Origin of the sequence: Micromonospora sp. WMMD708 (assembly GCF_049315245.1) — a bacterium.
GTDB lineage: Bacteria > Actinomycetota > Actinomycetes > Mycobacteriales > Micromonosporaceae > Micromonospora > Micromonospora wenchangensis.
Genome location: NZ_CP186060.1, coordinates 4,933,050 through 4,949,595, shown reverse-complemented (window position 1 = coordinate 4,949,595; position 16,546 = coordinate 4,933,050). Strand labels below are relative to the sequence as shown.

Below are 16,546 nucleotides of genomic sequence, written 5' to 3'. Positions count from 1 at the left end.
GTGGCGCAGGGGGCCAGGCGGACGGCCGGGCAGGTCGTCGCGGTGGTGGTGCTCGCCGTCGCGGTGGCCGCCTTCCTCTCCGTGGCGGCCGTCCGGCACGGCTTCTTCGACCTGAAGGTCTACTACGGCGCACTGACCTTCTGGGTCCACGACCACGGCGAGATCTACGACTACCTCAAGCCCGGCACCCAGTACGGCTTCACCTACCCGCCGTTCGCCGCGCTGGTGATGCTGCCGATGGCGTACCTGCCGTGGCCGGCCGCGATCACCGTCAGCGTGGCCGCCACGGTGGTGGTCAGTGCGGTGCTGGTCTGGTGGCTGCTCGACCCGGTCGCCCGGCGGGCCGGCTGGACCCGGTGGTTCGTCCTGGCGGTGGCGCTCTGCCTGGCCGCCGCGTTCGAGCCGATGCGGGAGACGGTCAACTTCGGCCAGGTCAACATGCTGCTGCTGTTCCTGGTGGCGGTGGACCTGCTGCGGCTGCTGCCGGCCGGCAACCGGTGGGCCGGGGTCGGCATCGGGCTGGCCACCGCGATCAAGCTGACCCCGGGCGTGTTCATCGTCTACCTGCTGGTCACCAGGCGGTTCCGGGCCGCCGGCACCGCCGTCGCCGCCGCGGCCGCCGCCACCCTGCTCGCCGCGGCCCTCTTCCCCGACGCCGCCCGGGAGTTCTGGACGTCGGCGCTGTGGAACACCGACCGGGTGGGCGAGTTGGCGTTCGTGTCCAACCAGTCGCTGCGCGGGATGGTGGCCCGGCTCGACCCGGAACATCCGAGCACCCTGGCCTGGCTGGTGCTGGTGCTGGTCACCCTGGCCGTCTGGGCGTGGCGCTGCCGGTCCGCCGTGGCGGTGGGCGACGAGGCCACCGGGCTGGCCCTGACCGGCGCGCTGATGTGCCTGGTCAGCCCGGTCACCTGGGTGCACCACCTGGTCTGGTTGATCCCGGCGCTGATCCTGCTGGTCGACAATGCGGTCGCCGCGCCCACCGGCAGCCTGCGGCGGCGCGCGCTGTCGGCCCTCGCGGTGGTCTCCTACCTGCTGCTGTGCAGCCGGATCGTCTGGGCCTGGGAGAAGGACTTCACCGGGGTGGGCGGCTTCCTGGGCAGTAACACCTACGTCTGGATCAGCCTCGCGTTGCTGGTGCTGCTGCCGGTCCGCACCTGGGCGGCACCGGTCGGCGGCCGGCCCGGCGAGCCGGCGGGACCGGTCGACCCCGGCGCCGGGCGGCCGGCGGGCTCAGCCGGGCAACCGGCCGGTGTAGCGCAGTTCGTCGAGGTGGACCGGGGGACCGCCACCGGCCAGCGGCACCGGGTAACGGGACCGCTCGCCGTCGACTGACAGGCCGGCCCGCTCGTAGAACCGGCGGGCGCGGGCGTTGTCGGCGAGCACCCAGAGCCGGTACTCCCGCCAGCCGCGTGCCGCCAGCCCGTCGCGGGCCGCGGCGAACAGCCGCCGCGCGGTGCCGTCGCCCCAGTGCGCCGGCTCCACGTACATCGCCAGCACCTCGCCGTACGCCGGGTCCAGGTCGCCCCGGTCCTGGTTGTTGCGGTACGGCCCGAAGGTGGTGAACCCGGCCGGCAGCCCGTCCACCTCGGCGAGCAGGGTGGTGAACGGATGTTCCGGGTCGGCCGTGCCCACGTCCCGCCGGCGTTGCGCCCAGGCCACCGGGTTGAGCCGGGCCAGCACCTCGGCGGGCATGATGCCGGCGTACCCGGCCTGCCAGCCGTGGATGTGCACCCGGGCGATCGCCTCGGCGTCGTCGGGTTCCTCGCGGCGGATGGTGAGCATGCGTCCGTTCTATGCCCCGACGGGCGGTCGGTCCAGTGTCCGCTCCGGAGTCGTACCGCTGGTCTAGGGTCGTCGGCGATGGCCGCACCGGAATCGCTCTCGCTCGCCCAGGCCCGGCGGATGACGCTCGCCGCCCAGGGCTTCGCCGACCCCGCGCCCGCCGGGGCGCCCACCCGCCGGCACCTGCGCCGGGTGCTCGACCGGGTCGGGCTGATCCAGATGGATTCGGTCAACGTGCTGCAACGGGCGCACTACCTGCCGCTCTACAGCCGGCTCGGCCCCTACCCGACCACCCTGCTCGACACCGCGGCCTACCGCAGCCCCCGCGAGCTGTTCGAATACTGGGGGCACGAGGCGTCCCTGGTGCCGGTGGGGCTGCACGCCGCGCTGCGCTGGCGGATGGCCAAGGCCCGCGACGACGCCTGGGGCGGGATGCGCCGGATCGCCGCCGAGCAGCCCGACCTGGTCGCCTGGGTGCGCGACGAGGTGGCCGCCGCCGGGCCGCTGACCGCCGCCGAGATCGAACACGACGCGCCCCGGGAGACCGGCAACTGGGGCTGGAACTGGTCGGCGGTGAAGCGGGCGCTGGAGTTCCTGTTCTGGGCCGGCGAGGTCACCGCCGCCGACCGGACGCCCTCCTTCGCCCGCCGCTACGACCTGCCCGAACGGGTGCTGCCGGCGGCCGCGCTCGACGCGCCCACGCCGACCGACGCGCAGGCGTACCGCACCCTGGTCGGGGTGGCCGCCCGGTCGCTGGGGGTGGCCGCCGAGCCGGAGCTGCGGGATTATTTCCGGCTCCCGTTGGCCGGTGCCCGGCAGGCGGTCGCCGACCTGGTCGAGGCCGGTGAGCTGGTGCCGGTGACGGTGCAGGGGTGGCGGCAGCCGGCCTGGCGGCACGTCGACGCCCGGTTGCCCCGGTGGGTGCGGGGCAACACCCTGGTCAGCCCGTTCGACCCGCTGGTCTGGGAGCGGGCCCGCACCGAGCGGCTGTTCGGCTTCGGCTACCGGATCGAGATCTACGTGCCGGCCGCGCAGCGGGTGCACGGCTACTACGTGCTGCCGTTCCTGCAGGGGGAACGCTTCACCGCCCGGGTCGACCTCAAGGCCGACCGGAAGGCCGGGGTGCTGCTGGTGCCGGCGGCCTGGCAGGAGCCCGGCGTCGACCCGGGGGACACCGCCGTCGCGCTCGCCGCCGAGCTGTACCGGCTGGCCGGCTGGCTCGGCCTGGACGCGGTCGCCCCACCGGCGGCCGGCGACCTGGCCGCCCCGCTGGCCGCCGCGTTGCGCAGCCTCGCCGGTGTACCGTGAGGCCGTGACGAGCGTTGACGGGCCGACCGGGCCGACCCGGTCGGGGCAGGGCACCGATCCGACGTCGACCGGTTCCGCACCGGCCGGCACCACCCACACGCTGAGCGACCCGCCCGCCGTCGGCATGCCGACCGGTCCGTACCCCGCCGGCACGCCGACCGACCCGCACCTCCACCCGGCGGCGGGGGCGGGCGTCGACGGGGTGCCGCCCGGGTCCTGGCCGGCGGGGCCGCCGGTGGTGTGGCAGCAGCCCGAGCCGGACCGGCTCACCCGGTTCGTGCTCCGGCTGCACGCCCGGTCACCGCGCTGGGCCGCCCCGCTGGCCGCACTCGGCTGTGTCGCCGCCGGCATGGCGTACGCGCTGGTCAGTGACCCGACCACCAGCGACCCGGACGCCGCGCCGAGCTGTCTGCTCAAGCTGACCACCGGGCTGGACTGTCCGGGTTGCGGGGGCACCCGCGCGCTGTGGTACCTGCTGCACGCCGACCTGCCGGCCGCCGCCCGCCACCACGCCGTGTTCGTCTTCGCGGTGCCCTTCCTGGCGTACCTCTTCGTCGCCTGGGCGGGGCGGCAGGCGTTCGGGTGGCGGTTGCCCGAGCTTCGGCTCAGCTCCCCGGTGATCGGCGGGTTCCTCGCCGTCTGGATGGCCTTCTCGGTGCTGCGCAACCTGCCCTGGGCGCCGTTCACCGCGCTCTACGTCTGACCGGCCGGGGCGGGCGGCGGGCCGGGTGGGAGACGTTGGCCACCCGCCACCGCCCCCGGCCGGAACTGTCCATGATCTCGCTGGTCAGCGCGGTGGCCCGAGTTTCCCCGCAGCCCACCGGGCCATTACAGTCGCAGGAATGCCGGAGATGGTGCAGCCCCAGGTGCAGTTGATCGCGTGGACCCAGTTCCAGGCCCCCGACGGCGTGCCGTGGTCGACCGACGCCGAGGGCGGCCAGGCGCTCGCCGAGTTCGCCGGCCGGGCCTGCTACCAGAGCTGGAAGAAGCCGAACCCGGCGACCGCCACCAACGCCGGCTACCTGGCGCACATCCTGGAGGTCGGGCACCTGTCGGTGCTGGAGCACGGCAGCGTGACGTTCTACTTCACCGGGGTGTCCCGCTCGTTCACCCACGAGCTGATCCGGCACCGGCACTTCTCCTACTCCCAGCTCTCCCAGCGTTACGTGCCGGAGCGGGACGCGGCGATGGTCGAGCCGGCGGTGATCGCCGACGACCCGGAGCTGCACAAGCGGTTCGTCGAGGCCGCCGAGGCGAGCGTGCGGGCGTACACCGAGCTGCTGGAGGGGTTGGAGCAGCGGTTCGCCGACGAGCCCAACCCGACGCTGCGCCGCAAGCAGGCCCGGCAGGCGGCGCGGGCGGTGCTGCCCAACGCCACCGAGACCCGGATCGTGGTCACCGGCAACTACCGCGCCTGGCGGCACTTCATCGGGATGCGGGCCACCGAGCACGCCGACGTGGAGATCCGTGAGCTGGCCGTGGAGTGCCTGCGGCAGCTCCAGCGGGTCGCCCCGAACGTCTTCGCCGACTTCGTCGTCTCGACGCTGCCCGATGGCACCGAGGTGGCGACCAGCCCGCACGCACAGCTGTCCTGAGCCCTTCCCCACCGGCTGTCCGGTGCTCGTCCGCTAGGTTGTGAGCATGACGCACGACCACCCTGCCGCCCCCGACCGGGGCGTGTCGCGCCCGTTCGGGCGGCTGCTCACCGCGATGGCGACCCCGTTCACCGCCGACGGCTCCCTCGATCTGGACGGGGCCGTCCGGCTGGCGACCTACCTCGTCGACGAGCAGGGCAACGACGCGCTGGTGCTCAACGGCACCACCGGCGAGTCGCCGACCACCTCGGACGCGGAGAAGGAGACCCTGATCCGCGCGGTGGTCGAGGCGATCGGTGACCGGGCGCGGATCGTGGCCGGCGTCGGCACCAACGACACCCGGCACACCATCGAGCTGGCCGCCATGGCCGAGAAGGCCGGCGCGCACGGCCTGCTGGTGGTGACCCCGTACTACAGCCGGCCGCCGCAGCGGGGGCTGGTGGCGCACTTCACCGCCGTCGCCGACGGCACCGGCCTGCCGATCATGATGTACGACATCCCGCACCGTGCCGGGGTGCCGATCGAGACCGAGACGCTGGTGCGGCTCGCCGCGCACGAGCGGATCGTCGCGGTCAAGGACGCCAAGGGTGACCTGACCGCCACCAGTTGGGTGACCAGCCGCACCGACCTCGCCTTCTACAGCGGCGAGGACTCGCTCACCCTGCCCACCCTCGCGGTCGGCGGGGTCGGGCTGGTCGGCACGTCGACCCACTTCACCGGCGCGCTCGCCAAGCAGATGATCGAGGCGTACGACGCGGGTGACACCGGCACGGCGCTGGCCCTGCACCGGCGGCTGCTGCCGCTGTTCACCGGGATCTTCCGTAGCCCGGGCACCATCCTGGTGAAGGCGGGCCTGAACGTGCTGGGCCTGCCCGCCGGACCGGTGCGTCCGCCGCTGGTGGACGCCACCGACGACGAACTGGCCCTGCTGCGCGCGGACTGCGCGGCGGCGGGCCTGAACCTGCCCGAATGATCGAACGACACGACGGACGCCGGGTTACGGCGTCGCAGAATGAGGTGGACGCGTGACCGAGGCGCAATTCGAGGGTGAACTGCCCCCGCCGCTGCCCGAGGGCGGGCTGCGGATCATCCCGCTCGGCGGACTCGGTGCCATCGGTCGGAACATGACCGTCTTCGAGTACGACGGCAAGCTGCTGATCGTCGACTGCGGGGTGCTCTTCCCCGACGTGGAGCAGCCCGGGGTGGACCTGATCCTGCCCGACTTCGCACCGATCCTGGACCGGCTGGCCGACGTGCAGGCGATCGTGCTGACCCACGGTCACGAGGACCACATCGGCGCGGTGCCGTACCTGCTCGCCCACAAGCCGGACATCCCCCTGGTCGGCTCCCAGTTCACCCTCGCCCTGGTCGAGGCGAAGCTGGCCGAGCGGCGTATCCAGCCCTACACGCTCACCGTCCGCGAGGGCGGCCGGGAGCGGCTGGGCCCGTTCGAGTGCGAGTTCTTCGCGGTCAACCACTCGATCCCGGACGCCCTGGCGGTGGCGGTGCGTACCCCGGCCGGCCTGGTGCTGCACACCGGTGACTTCAAGATGGACCAGCTCCCGCTGGACGGCCGGATCACCGACCTGGCCGGCTTCGCCCGGCTCGGCGCGGAGGGCGTCGACCTGCTGCTGTCGGACTCCACCAACGCCGAGATCCCCGGTTTCGTCACCCCGGAGCGGGAGATCGGGCCGGTGCTCGACTCGATCTTCGCGAAGGCGAAGGGGCGGATCATCGTCGCCTCGTTCGCCTCGCACGTGCACCGGGTGCAGCAGGTCTTCGACTCGGCGCTGGAGCACGGCCGCAAGGTGGCGCTGATCGGCCGCTCGATGGTCCGCAACATGGGCATCGCCCGCGACCTCGGCCTGCTCAACATCCCGGCCGGGCTGGTGATCGGCATCGAGGAGGCCACCACGCTGCCGCCCGACCAGATCGTGCTGATGTCCACCGGTTCGCAGGGCGAGCCGATGAGCGCCCTGGGCCGGATGGCCAGCGGCGACCACCGGCACATCACCATCGCCCCCGGGGACACGGTCGTGCTCGCCTCGTCGCTGGTGCCCGGCAACGAGACCTCGGTCTACCGGGTGATCAACCGGCTGGCCCGGGCCGGTGCGGTGGTGGTGCACAAGGACGTCGCCAAGGTGCACGTCTCCGGGCACGCCCCGGCCGGTGAACTGCTCTACCTGCTCAACGTGGTGCGCCCGAGCAACCTGATGCCGGTGCACGGCGAGTGGCGGCACCTGCGGGCGCACGCCCGGCTCGGCATCGAGTCCGGTGTCGCGCCGGACCGCGTGGTGATCTGCGAGGACGGCGACGTCGTCGACCTGGTCGAGGGCCGGGCCAGCGTGGTCGGGCACGTGAAGAGCCGCTACGTCTACGTCGACGGCCTGGCCGTGGGGGACGTCAGCGAGTCGCTGCTCACCGAGCGGCGGATCCTCGGCGACGGCGGTTTCATCGCCACCACCGTGGTCGTCGACTCGGTCACCGGCAAGGTGGTCGCCGGCCCGACCCTGTCGGCGAAGGGCTTCTCCGAGGACCCGGCCGCGTTCAACCCGGTGATTCCGCTGGTCACCGAGGCGCTGAACCGGGCCGCCGCGGACGGCGTCACCGACCCGCACCAGCTCCAGCAGATCGTCAGGCGCACCGTGGGGCGCTGGGTCAACGACGCGTACCGCCGCCGCCCGATGATCGTCCCGACCGTCGTCGAGGTCTGAGCGGGTTCCCCACCCGGACGCAACGGGCCGGCCACCGTCGACGGTGGCCGGCCCGTTGCGTCCGGTCGGCTCAGCGGTGGCGCAGGGTGGCCACGATCAGGTTGGGGTCGGTCGCGGTCACGTAGGCGGCGCTGCCACCAGGACCGTGTGTCCGCGTACGGCCACCGAGGTGGGGTTCTGGAGCCCGTCGGCACCGGTCAGCAGGGTCCGGCTCACCCCGGCCAGCAGGGCCAGCTCCTCCCGGCGCAGGCCCGGCACCCGCCGTCGGTCGTCGTAGGTGGCCACTCCGACCTCCTCGGGGCTGAGCCGGGAGCGTCGCGAGCGGAGGAACTCGCCGAGCTGTCGTCGCGCCTGCATGGCTCCCAGTATCGGCAGCGGTCGACGGGCCAACCACACCCTGCGGGGGACAGGCAGCGCGGGAATGCGTGACCCGACGGTCACCGTACGTCGATAACTGCCGATCGGCTCATCCGAACGGCGGTCGTCTGCGTACCTCCGTCCGGCGGGCGTACCCCGCGTCGGCCGGGAGGAGCATGGCGGATGGACCGCAGACGGATGACAGCGATCGGCGTCGTGCTGGCGGCGGCGGGACTGACGGCGGCGGTGACCCTGCCGTCGTTCGCCGGTGACCAGGGCGCGCCCCGCGCCGGGGGCCCTGACGCCCGCGCGGCCGGCGGGCCGGCCCCCGAGGTGGTGGACGCGCTCAGCCGCGACCTGCGGATCAGCCGGGACCAGGCGGTCCGGCGGTTGACCGCCGAGCAGCAGGCCGCAGCCCGGTTGACCGGGCTGCGGGCCGCGCTCGGCAACGACTACGGCGGGGCCTGGCTCAGCGGCGACGGGTCCACCCTGAACGTGGCGGTCGCCGACCCCGCGAAGGCCGACCGGGTCCGGGCCGCCGGTGCCGTGCCCAAGCCGGTCGACCGGGCCGTCGGCGAGCTGGACGCGGCGAAGACCCGGCTCGACGCGGTGGGCGGTCAGGCATCCCCGGCCATCACCGGCTGGTACGTCGACGTCGCCACCAACTCCGTGGTGGTGCTCGCCCAGCCGGGTGCCGAGGCGCGGGCCCGCCGGTGGGCGGCGGGCAGCGGGGCCCCGGCGGACGCGGTGCGGGTCACCACCTCCCGGGAGCAGCCGCGACCGCTGTTCGACCTGGTCGGCGGCGACCCGTTCTTCATCAACGACGTCGGGCGCTGCTCGATCGGCTTCTCCGTGGTGGGCGGGTTCGTCACCGCCGGGCACTGCGGCCGGGTCGGGGACCGCACCACCGGGTTCAACCAGGCCCGGCAGGGGGTGTTCGCGGCGTCGTCGTTCCCGCGTGACGACTGGGCGTTCGTGCGCACCAACGGCCAGTGGACCCCGCAGGGGGTGGTCAGCGACTTCAACGGCGGTACGGTGCCGGTCAACGGCTCCGTCGAGGTGCCGCCCGGCGCGTCGATCTGCCGTTCCGGCTCCACCACCGGGGCCCGGTGCGGCGTCGTCCAGGCCCGCAACGCCACCGTCAACTACCCGGAGGGGACGGTGACCGGGCTGACCCGCACCGACGTCTGCGCCGAACCGGGCGACTCCGGTGGGTCGTGGATCGCCGGTGACCAGGCGCAGGGCGTCACCTCCGGCGGCTCCGGTGACTGCACCGTCGGCGGCGTCACCTTCTTCCAGCCGGTCAACGAGATCCTCCAGCGCAACAACCTGACCCTGGTCACCGCGAACGGTGGCCAGCAGGCGACGCGACGCGGCCGGTAACCACCCCCGGCCCCGGTACCGCGGCCCCCGACCTCCACCGCCCGGAGGTCGGGGGCCGCTGCCGTGTGCGGGCGGTGGCGGTCAGGGCAGGGCGGCGACCGCGGCGGCGTACGCGACGCCGGTGCTCACCGCCGCGTCGACGAGGATGCCGAGCTGCGCCGGGGCCACCCCGTGCGCCAGGTCGGTGGTGACGTCGCCGGCCAGCACCAGCTCACCGCCGGGCAGTTCGTGGACGTACGCCTTCGGCAGCAGCCGGTCGTGGTTCCACGCGTTGCAGAACTCGTACGCCTCGGCGAGCCGGCCCGCCGCCAGCCGCCGGGCCGCCACCACCCGGGCGTGCAGGATCTCCCCGTCCCGGCCCAGCAGGCGGAACTGCACGACCGCCTCGTCCCAGCGACCGACCACCACGCCTGCGGCATCCACCGCGTACACGTCGCCCCGGGTATCCAGCACGGCGGTGAGCTGCGAAAGGCTCAGCGGGGCCGGTTCCTCGGCCGAGGGCAGGAACGGTTCGTCGGCGGGGTCGTCGACGCTCTCCGGCGTCGGCAGGGGCACCGGGTCACCGGTGGGCCGTTCGGCCAGCCAGGCGGCGATCCGGCCGGCGTGGTGCCCGGTGCCGTTGCGCGCGTCGAAGCTGCCGGCGAGCCGGTTCGCCTCGGCCAGCAGGTCGGTGCCGAGGGTCGCCACGTCCAGGTCGGCGGCGGGCCGGTCGGCGTGGCCGGGGCGGCGGATCCGGCGGGCGTCCCGGCCGGACTCGGCGGCGAGCGCGCAGACCAGCGCCCCGGCGGTGGCGAACTCCATCGCCGACAGGTCGTCGTAGGGGTGGTCCAGCCGGGGCAACTGCTCGGCGAGGAGGTCCAGCGCCCGGTCCGGATGCCCGGCCAGCGCGCAGAACCGTAACTGCGCGGCCAGGTACGGCAACGCGGACCGTTCCCGCCGGTGCCGCCGGTACGCCCGCAGGTGCGCCGTCGCGGCCCGACCGGCCGCCCCGGTGCGCAACCACGGCAGCAGCCCCACCGCGAGGGCCCGTTCCGGCTGGTCGGTGCAGTCGACCCCGGCGTCGAGCGCGGGACGCAGCGCCGCCAACGCGGCCCGGTCGTCGCCCCAGCCGGCGAGCAGTTCGGCGCGGCGTACCGCCAGGCAGGCGGGGCAGCCGGCCTCCGGGTCCGGCGCGGCGGCCGTCCACCTGTCGTACCACCGGCGGGCGGTGGGCTCGTCACCGGCGTGATCGGCGAGCCGGCAGCGTAACTGGGCGACCACGCCGGCCTCCGCGCCGACCCGGCGGGCCAGCGCGTCGAGCAGGACGTTGGCCTGGTCCAGCCCGATCCGGGGGGTGCCGATCGCGGCCTCCACCGCCTGGCGCAGGTGCCGCCGCAGCAGTTCCGCGTCGCCGGGGCGGGCGTCGAGCAGGTCGGGGGACCGGTCCACGGTGGCCAGCAGGCGGCGGACCGGTTCGATGATCCGCCACCGTCCACCGTGCCGCAGGTACGCCGCTACCAGCGCGAACCGGGCGTCCAGGGCGGAGTGCGGGTCGCCCAGCGCGTCGGCGCGGGCGGCGATCCGGTCGAGTTCGGCCAGCCGGGCCTCCCCGTCGGGCAGGTCCCCGGCGTCGGCGAACGCGGCGGCCAGGCCCGGGTCGCGCGGCGCGGCCGGCCCGTCCGCCCCGGGACGGAACCCGCCGGTCATCCGGGCGTCCGGCCGGGCAACTGGCCGACGGCGGCGGCGAGCCGGCAGCCTTCGGTGATGCCACGGTCGAGCAGCCGGTCGAGCTGGTGCGGGGTGACCCCGCGTTCCAGGTCGGTGGTCACCTCGCCGCAGACCTGGGCCCGACCGTCGTCGTCGACGTGCACGAACGCCTTCGGCCAGAACCGCTCGTGGTTCCACGAGTTGCAGAAGGCGTAGAGCGCCGGCACGTGCTCGATGCCGAACGTCGCCGCCGCCAGGGTGCGGACCTGGAGCAGCTCGCCGTGGCCGCCCTGGCGTAGGAACCAGATCAGGCTGTCGTCCCAGCGCCCCACGAGGTCCCCGTCGCCGTCGGCGACCACGACGTACCCCCGGGTGCCCAGTACGGCGGCGACCAGGTCGGCGGTCAACGGGCGCAGAGCCTGCGGGTCACCCGCGAGGGGGTCGGGACGGTCCGCGAAAGCAGGCGACGCCATCGGGCATCCCTTCTGAGGCGAATAACACGTCTGCGGGCGTGGTCCGTGCTGCGACGCGCGGACACGACCCGGAAAAGCGGCGATCTACCGGGTCACGCCGTTACGGTGACTCTATGGCGGGCCGTACCTCTCAGGCGAGCCGGCGACGCGGCGCGTCGCCGCGCGGCACCACGAACAGTCGTGCCCGTCAGCCGGCGAAGAAGACCACCCGGGCGACGGCCCGGCGGCGACCGGCTCCCCGGCCCGCTCCGGCGGCGTACGTGGGTCGGGCTGTCGGGGCACTGTGGATGGGGCTGGCGCACGGGGTCGGCTGGGGGTTCCGGGCCGCCGGCCGGCAGGCCGCCTCGGCCCGGGAGTTGGACCCGGAGCACCGCCGCGACGGCGCCGGCCTGCTGCTGTTCGGGCTGGCCATCCTCAGCGCGGTGGCGATCTGGTTCTCCGGTGCCGGCCCGTTCGGCGCACGGCTGGCCGACACCGTACGCCTGTTCCTGGGCGCGATCGCGGTGGTGGTGCCGGTGCTGCTGATGATCGGCGCCTGGCGGTTGATGCGGACCCCGGTTGCCCCGGAGCACCGGGGGCGGGGCCTGGTCGGCTGGGGTTCCATGCTGGTCGCCACGGCGGCGATGCTGCACATCGGACAGAATCCCGTCGACCCGGTGCAGCGTGACTACGCCGGTGGCCTCGTCGGCGCCGGCATCGGCGACCTGCTGGAGCGGGCGGTGACCGCCTGGGTGGCGATGCCGCTGCTGATCCTGCTGCTCGTCTTCGGCCTGCTGGTGGTGACCGCCACCCCGATCAACAAGATCCCGGAGCGGCTGGGTCTGCTCGCCGGCACGCTGGTCGCCCCGCCCGACGCCCCGACGGAGGAGGACGCCGAGCCGACGGATGTCGTCGCGAAGCCGGCCCGTAAACGCCCGGCCCGCAAGGCCGCGCCCCCGCCTCCCGACCCGGACGACTTCGACGACGTCGGCCCGGAGGTCGACCTCCAGGAGACGATCGTGCTGCCCCGCCGGCCGGCGAGCCGGGTGCCGGCCAGCCGCAGGCCGGTGGAGCCGCCGGAGCACTCCGCCCCGCCCACCCGCGCCGAGCAGCTCGCGCTGACCGGGCTGGCCGGCGACTACGTGCTGCCGCCGGCCAACATGCTCAGCGGTGGCGCGGCCCCGAAGACCCGCAGCAAGGCCAACGACGAGGTGATCGCCGCGCTGACCGGCGTCTTCGACCAGTTCGGGGTGGACGCCGAGGTCACCGGCTTCACCCGGGGCCCCACCGTCACCCGCTACGAGGTCGAGCTGGGGCACGGGGTCAAGGTCGAGCGGATCACCCAGCTCTCCCGCAACATCGCGTACGCGGTGAAGTCGCCCGACGTACGCATCCTCAGCCCCATCCCGGGCAAGAGCGCGGTCGGGGTGGAGATCCCCAACACCGACCCGGAGAACGTCGCCCTCGGTGACGTGCTGCGGTCCCGGGCCGCGACCAGCGACCACCATCCGATGGTGGTGGCCCTCGGCAAGGACATCGAGGGCGGCTTCGTGGTGGCCAACCTCGCGAAGATGCCGCACATCCTGATCGCCGGGGCCACCGGCGCGGGCAAGTCGAGCTGCCTCAACACCCTGCTGGTGTCCATCCTGACCCGGGCCACGCCGGACGAGGTGCGGCTGCTGCTGATCGACCCCAAGCGGGTCGAGATGACCGGCTACGAGGGCATTCCGCACCTGGTCACCCCGATCGTGACCAACGCCAAGAAGGCGGCCGACTCGCTGGAGTGGGTCGTGCGCGAGATGGACATGCGCTACGACGACCTCGCCGCCAACGGGGTCCGGCACATCGACGACTTCAACCGCAAGGTTCGCAACGGCGAGATCAAGGCCCCGCCGGGCAGCGAGCGGGAGATGCGGCCGTACCCGTACCTGCTGGTGATCGTGGACGAGTTGGCCGACCTGATGATGGTCGCCCCGCGCGACGTGGAGGACTCGGTCGTCCGGATCACCCAGTTGGCCCGCGCCGCCGGCATCCACCTGGTGCTGGCCACCCAGCGGCCGAGCGTCGACGTGGTGACCGGTCTGATCAAGGCGAACGTGCCGTCCCGGCTGGCGTTCGCCACCTCGTCGCTGGCCGACTCCCGGGTGATCCTCGACCAGCCGGGCGCGGAGAAGCTGCTCGGCCGGGGCGACGGGCTGTTCCTGCCGATGGGCGCGTCGAAGCCGATCCGCATCCAGGGTGCCTGGGTGACCGAGCGTGAGATCGCCGACGTGGTGAAGTTCTGCAAGGACCAGCGCGAGCCGGAGTTCCGTTCCGACGTGCTGGCCCCGGCGCAGGACAGCAAGAAGAAGATCGACGAGGACATCGGCGACGACCTGGACCTGCTGGTGCAGGCGGTGGAGCTGGTGGTGACCTCGCAGTTCGGCTCGACCTCGATGCTCCAGCGCAAGCTGCGGGTCGGTTTCGCCAAGGCGGGCCGGCTGATGGACCTGATGGAGACCCGGGGGGTGGTCGGCCCGTCCGAGGGTTCCAAGGCCCGCGACGTGCTGGTCAAGCCGGAGGAACTGGAAGAGGTGCTGGTCGGCCTGCGCGGCGACCTGGACTGAACCGGCGCGCGCCCGCGGGGGCGTAGCCCCGACCGGGCCGGGACGTGCGACGGGCCCGCCGGAATCCGGCGGGCCCGTTCGTGCGGGTCGTGTCCGGTCAGCTGTTCATCATGGCGCTGATCAGCACGAGGCTGAGGACGATGGCGGCCACGTTCGCGGCGGCGGCGTACCAGCCCAGCGGCTTGTCGCCGAGCACCGCGCCGACGATGCCGAGCGCCAGGCCGATGATGCCGAAGATGACCGGCGCGATCAGCAGCGCGACGACGGCGAAGACGAACGCCAGGATGGTGCAGATGCGGGCGGCGTTGGTACGCGGGCGGGCGGGGGCGTGGATGTCGGCCATGACGTCCTCCGTGGTCGGGGGCCTGGTTGCTGTGGTGATGGATCACTACCCACACCGGACGGAAACTACGCACCGGGCGGCGACATCCCACCCGGCCGACTTGGGTGCCGGCGCGGGAATTCCGGTCGATCCGGGGTCTGCGGTATGACAGGGTCACCCGGTGCCGGCATCCCGTCGTGACCTGTTGCGTTCGCAGTTCGACCTGACCTGGTCCCTGTTCGGGTACCACCTGGAACGCCTGGAGCCGGCGGACCTGCTCTGGGAACCCGGGCCGCTCTGCTGGACGATGCGCCCGGATGCCGCTGGCGGGTGGGTGCCGGACTGGGCGGACGTCGAACCCGACCCGGTCCCCGTCCCGACGATCGGTTGGATCACCTGGCACATCGGCTGGTGGTGGTCGGTCGCCTGCGACCATGCCCGGGGGCGTCGGCCGCGGGAGCGTACCGAGATCGGCTGGCCCGGTGACCGGGACCGGACGGTGGCCTGGCTGGGTGACCTGCGTACCGCGTGGTTGGCGGTGTTCGACCAGCTCGGCGACACCGATCTCGACGCGACCGCGTCGTTCCCGTGGCGGGACGATCCCACGTACACCGTCGCCCACATGATCGCCTGGGTGAACGCCGAGCTGATGAAGAACGTCGCCGAGATCGGCCAGCTTCGGCTGCTGCGGCGTGCGGGCGACGCGCCCTGACCCGCCGGGCGGCTTCCCGGGCGGCCGTGGCGCGGCTCAGTGGAAGAGCTTGAGGCCGACCACGCCGGCCACCACCAGCAGCAGGCTGAGTAGTCGGGGCAGGCTCGTGGACTCGCCGAGGGCGACCATGCCGACCACGGCGGTGCCGACCGCCCCGATGCCGACCCAGACCGCGTAACCGGTGCCGACGGGGATGTCGCGCAGCGCGTACGCCAGGCCGGCCATGCTGGCGACCAGGGTGACCGCGAAGACGGTCGAGGGCAGCGGCCGGGTGAATCCGGCGCTGCGGTCGAGGGAGACCGCCCACGCGGTCTCCAGGAGTCCGGAGAGCACCAGCACGATCCAGGCCATCGGGCATCACCTCGGGGGGTCGGTCCCGGGCCGTCGGCCGGGGACGAGTCGGTTCGGTACGGGGCGTCTTGGCCTGACCGGGTACGCCCGCGACTCGTCCGGGGTGGCCGCGCGGGCCACCACGACCGACGCTAGCACCGCCGGCCGGCGGGGTGGGGTGATCCTGCCCACCACACCTTGAGCTGAAGTCAGCTTGAGGTTTCAGCATGGGGACCATGACGCTGCTCTTCGACGACCGGCAGGTCGCCGCCACCCTGGACGCGCCGACCACCGTCGCGGCGATGCGGGACGCCCTGCTGGCCGCCCACGCCGGCCGGCTCGTCGCCCCACCCCGGGCGTCCGCGCCGCTGGCCGGCGGGCGGATGGTGCTCACCGCCGGGCAGCTCACCGACCAGTGGTACGGCTTCCGCTCCTACGACACCCTCGGCCACCCGGCCGGCGAGCAACTGGTGGTGCTGCACGACGCCCGGACGGGGTCGGTACGGGCCATCGCCGTCGGCGCGGAGCTGGGCTCCCGGCGTACCGGCGGGCTGGGCGCGGTGGCCGTCGACGCCCTGGCCCGCCCGGACGCCGCCACCCTGGGCGTGATCGGCTCGGGCGGGCAGGCGTGGACGCAGGTGTGGGCGACCGCCGCCGTCCGGCCCCTGCGCGAGGTGACCGTGCACAGCCGCTCGGCGGCCCGCCGCGAGGCGTTCGCCGCCCGGGTCCGCGCCGAGCTGGGGACACCCGCCCGCGCCGTCGGCTCCGCCGCCGAGGCGGTCCGCGACCGGGACGTGGTGGTGCTCGCCACCACCAGCGTCACCCCGGTGCTGGCCGCCGCCGACCTCGCCCCGGGCACCCACGTCAACACCGTCGGCTTCAAGCAGGTGCACCGGCACGAGTTCGGCACCGACCTGCTCGACGCCGCCGACGTGCTGGTCACCGACTCGCCGGCCCAGGCGGCGGCGTACGACCCACCGATGCTGACCGCCGTCGGGCCGTACCGGGAAAGGCTGCGGGACCTGGGGGCGGTGCTGGCCGGGGCGGTCCCCGGCCGCACCGGCGCGGACCAGGTGTCGGTGTTCTGCTCCACCGGCCTGGCCGGCACCGAGGTCGCCCTGCTGGACCGGCTGGTCCGGGTGGGCGCGGCGACGGTCTGACCGGCGGTACGTCGGCTGCGGCGGGCGGCTGCACCATGATCGGATTGCAATTCCGGCGGGTGTTCCCGGCGTGTCGTGTGCATTCTCGTCATTTGATCAACGATCGGCCGGGCGGTGGGGTGAACCGGCCGACACC

The 16,546-nt window shown here is 73.9% G+C and carries 16 protein-coding genes and 1 riboswitch; of the genes, 10 read left to right on the top strand and 6 right to left on the bottom strand.

Translation table 11 applies throughout. The features are described from left to right. Positions 1–1,335 (top strand): glycosyltransferase 87 family protein, encoded by a 1,335-nt coding sequence (locus tag ACN260_RS21750; RefSeq protein WP_422752806.1) that lies wholly within the window; start codon positions 1–3, stop codon positions 1,333–1,335. Here the strand turns inward: ACN260_RS21750 and ACN260_RS21745 are convergent. Beyond that, positions 1,234–1,785: a GNAT family N-acetyltransferase gene (locus ACN260_RS21745; protein WP_422752805.1), complete on the bottom strand. Its 552-nt coding sequence runs from the start codon at positions 1,783–1,785 to the stop codon at positions 1,234–1,236. The genes ACN260_RS21750 and ACN260_RS21745 overlap by 102 nt on opposite strands. Before the next feature lie 78 nt (positions 1,786–1,863). Between ACN260_RS21745 and ACN260_RS21740 the strand changes: the two genes are divergently transcribed. The 5 genes from ACN260_RS21740 to ACN260_RS21720 all read left to right on the top strand — a co-directional run bounded on the left by ACN260_RS21740 (position 1,864) and on the right by ACN260_RS21720 (position 7,402). After that, the gene (locus tag ACN260_RS21740) at positions 1,864–3,093 is read left to right on the top strand and encodes a winged helix-turn-helix domain-containing protein (protein WP_422752804.1); all 1,230 of its coding nucleotides are present in this window, start codon (positions 1,864–1,866) and stop codon (positions 3,091–3,093) included. A gap of 124 nt (positions 3,094–3,217) precedes the next feature. Then, the gene (locus ACN260_RS21735) at positions 3,218–3,796 is read left to right on the top strand and encodes a DUF2752 domain-containing protein (protein WP_422756785.1); all 579 of its coding nucleotides are present in this window, start codon (positions 3,218–3,220) and stop codon (positions 3,794–3,796) included. Positions 3,797–3,944: 148 nt separating this feature from the next. Next, on the top strand, positions 3,945–4,688 hold the full coding sequence (gene thyX, locus ACN260_RS21730) for an FAD-dependent thymidylate synthase (protein ID WP_088645583.1): 744 nt from the start codon (positions 3,945–3,947) through the stop codon (positions 4,686–4,688). A gap of 46 nt (positions 4,689–4,734) precedes the next feature. Next, positions 4,735–5,661 (top strand): 4-hydroxy-tetrahydrodipicolinate synthase, encoded by a 927-nt coding sequence (gene dapA / locus ACN260_RS21725; RefSeq protein ID WP_422752803.1) that lies wholly within the window; start codon positions 4,735–4,737, stop codon positions 5,659–5,661. Between the two features lie 52 nt (positions 5,662–5,713). Then, positions 5,714–7,402, top strand: a complete 1,689-nt coding sequence (locus ACN260_RS21720) for a ribonuclease J (RefSeq protein WP_363652156.1) — start codon at positions 5,714–5,716, stop codon at positions 7,400–7,402. Between the two features lie 117 nt (positions 7,403–7,519). Here ACN260_RS21720 and ACN260_RS21715 read toward each other — a convergent pair whose 3' ends face one another. Beyond that, positions 7,520–7,759, bottom strand: a complete 240-nt coding sequence (locus ACN260_RS21715; protein ID WP_422752802.1) for a hypothetical protein — start codon at positions 7,757–7,759, stop codon at positions 7,520–7,522. Positions 7,760–7,942: 183 nt separating this feature from the next. Here ACN260_RS21715 and ACN260_RS21710 point away from each other — a divergent pair, with 183 nt between their 5' ends. Beyond that, positions 7,943–9,142: a S1 family peptidase gene (locus ACN260_RS21710; RefSeq protein ID WP_422752801.1), complete on the top strand. Its 1,200-nt coding sequence runs from the start codon at positions 7,943–7,945 to the stop codon at positions 9,140–9,142. A gap of 81 nt (positions 9,143–9,223) precedes the next feature. Here ACN260_RS21710 and ACN260_RS21705 read toward each other — a convergent pair whose 3' ends face one another. Beyond that, complete coding sequence (locus tag ACN260_RS21705; RefSeq protein WP_422752800.1) at positions 9,224–10,828, bottom strand: YbjN domain-containing protein; 1,605 nt, start codon at positions 10,826–10,828, stop codon at positions 9,224–9,226. Continuing rightward, complete coding sequence (locus ACN260_RS21700) at positions 10,825–11,301, bottom strand: YbjN domain-containing protein (RefSeq protein WP_422752799.1); 477 nt, start codon at positions 11,299–11,301, stop codon at positions 10,825–10,827. The genes ACN260_RS21705 and ACN260_RS21700 overlap by 4 nt, the downstream gene beginning before the upstream one ends. A 113-nt stretch (positions 11,302–11,414) precedes the next feature. Here ACN260_RS21700 and ACN260_RS21695 point away from each other — a divergent pair, with 113 nt between their 5' ends. Further along, a complete protein-coding gene (locus ACN260_RS21695) occupies positions 11,415–13,886 on the top strand; it encodes a DNA translocase FtsK 4TM domain-containing protein (protein WP_422752798.1) in 2,472 nt (823 codons plus the stop codon). Between the two features lie 97 nt (positions 13,887–13,983). Here the strand turns inward: ACN260_RS21695 and ACN260_RS21690 are convergent, their stop codons facing one another. After that, complete coding sequence (locus tag ACN260_RS21690; RefSeq protein ID WP_088645592.1) at positions 13,984–14,229, bottom strand: hypothetical protein; 246 nt, start codon at positions 14,227–14,229, stop codon at positions 13,984–13,986. Between the two features lie 160 nt (positions 14,230–14,389). Here ACN260_RS21690 and ACN260_RS21685 point away from each other — a divergent pair, with 160 nt between their 5' ends. Next, positions 14,390–14,920, top strand: coding sequence for a DinB family protein (locus ACN260_RS21685; protein WP_422752797.1), 531 nt, complete (start codon positions 14,390–14,392; stop codon positions 14,918–14,920). A gap of 36 nt (positions 14,921–14,956) precedes the next feature. Here the strand turns inward: ACN260_RS21685 and ACN260_RS21680 are convergent, their stop codons facing one another. Continuing rightward, positions 14,957–15,271, bottom strand: coding sequence for a DMT family transporter (locus tag ACN260_RS21680; RefSeq protein ID WP_145918443.1), 315 nt, complete (start codon positions 15,269–15,271; stop codon positions 14,957–14,959). A 57-nt stretch (positions 15,272–15,328) separates the two neighbouring features. After that, positions 15,329–15,395, bottom strand: a riboswitch (guanidine-III (ykkC-III) riboswitch). Positions 15,396–15,486: 91 nt separating this feature from the next. Between ACN260_RS21680 and ACN260_RS21675 the strand changes: the two genes are divergently transcribed. Next, complete coding sequence (locus tag ACN260_RS21675) at positions 15,487–16,410, top strand: ornithine cyclodeaminase family protein (RefSeq protein WP_422756784.1); 924 nt, start codon at positions 15,487–15,489, stop codon at positions 16,408–16,410. The last annotated feature ends 136 nt before the right edge of the window (positions 16,411–16,546 follow it).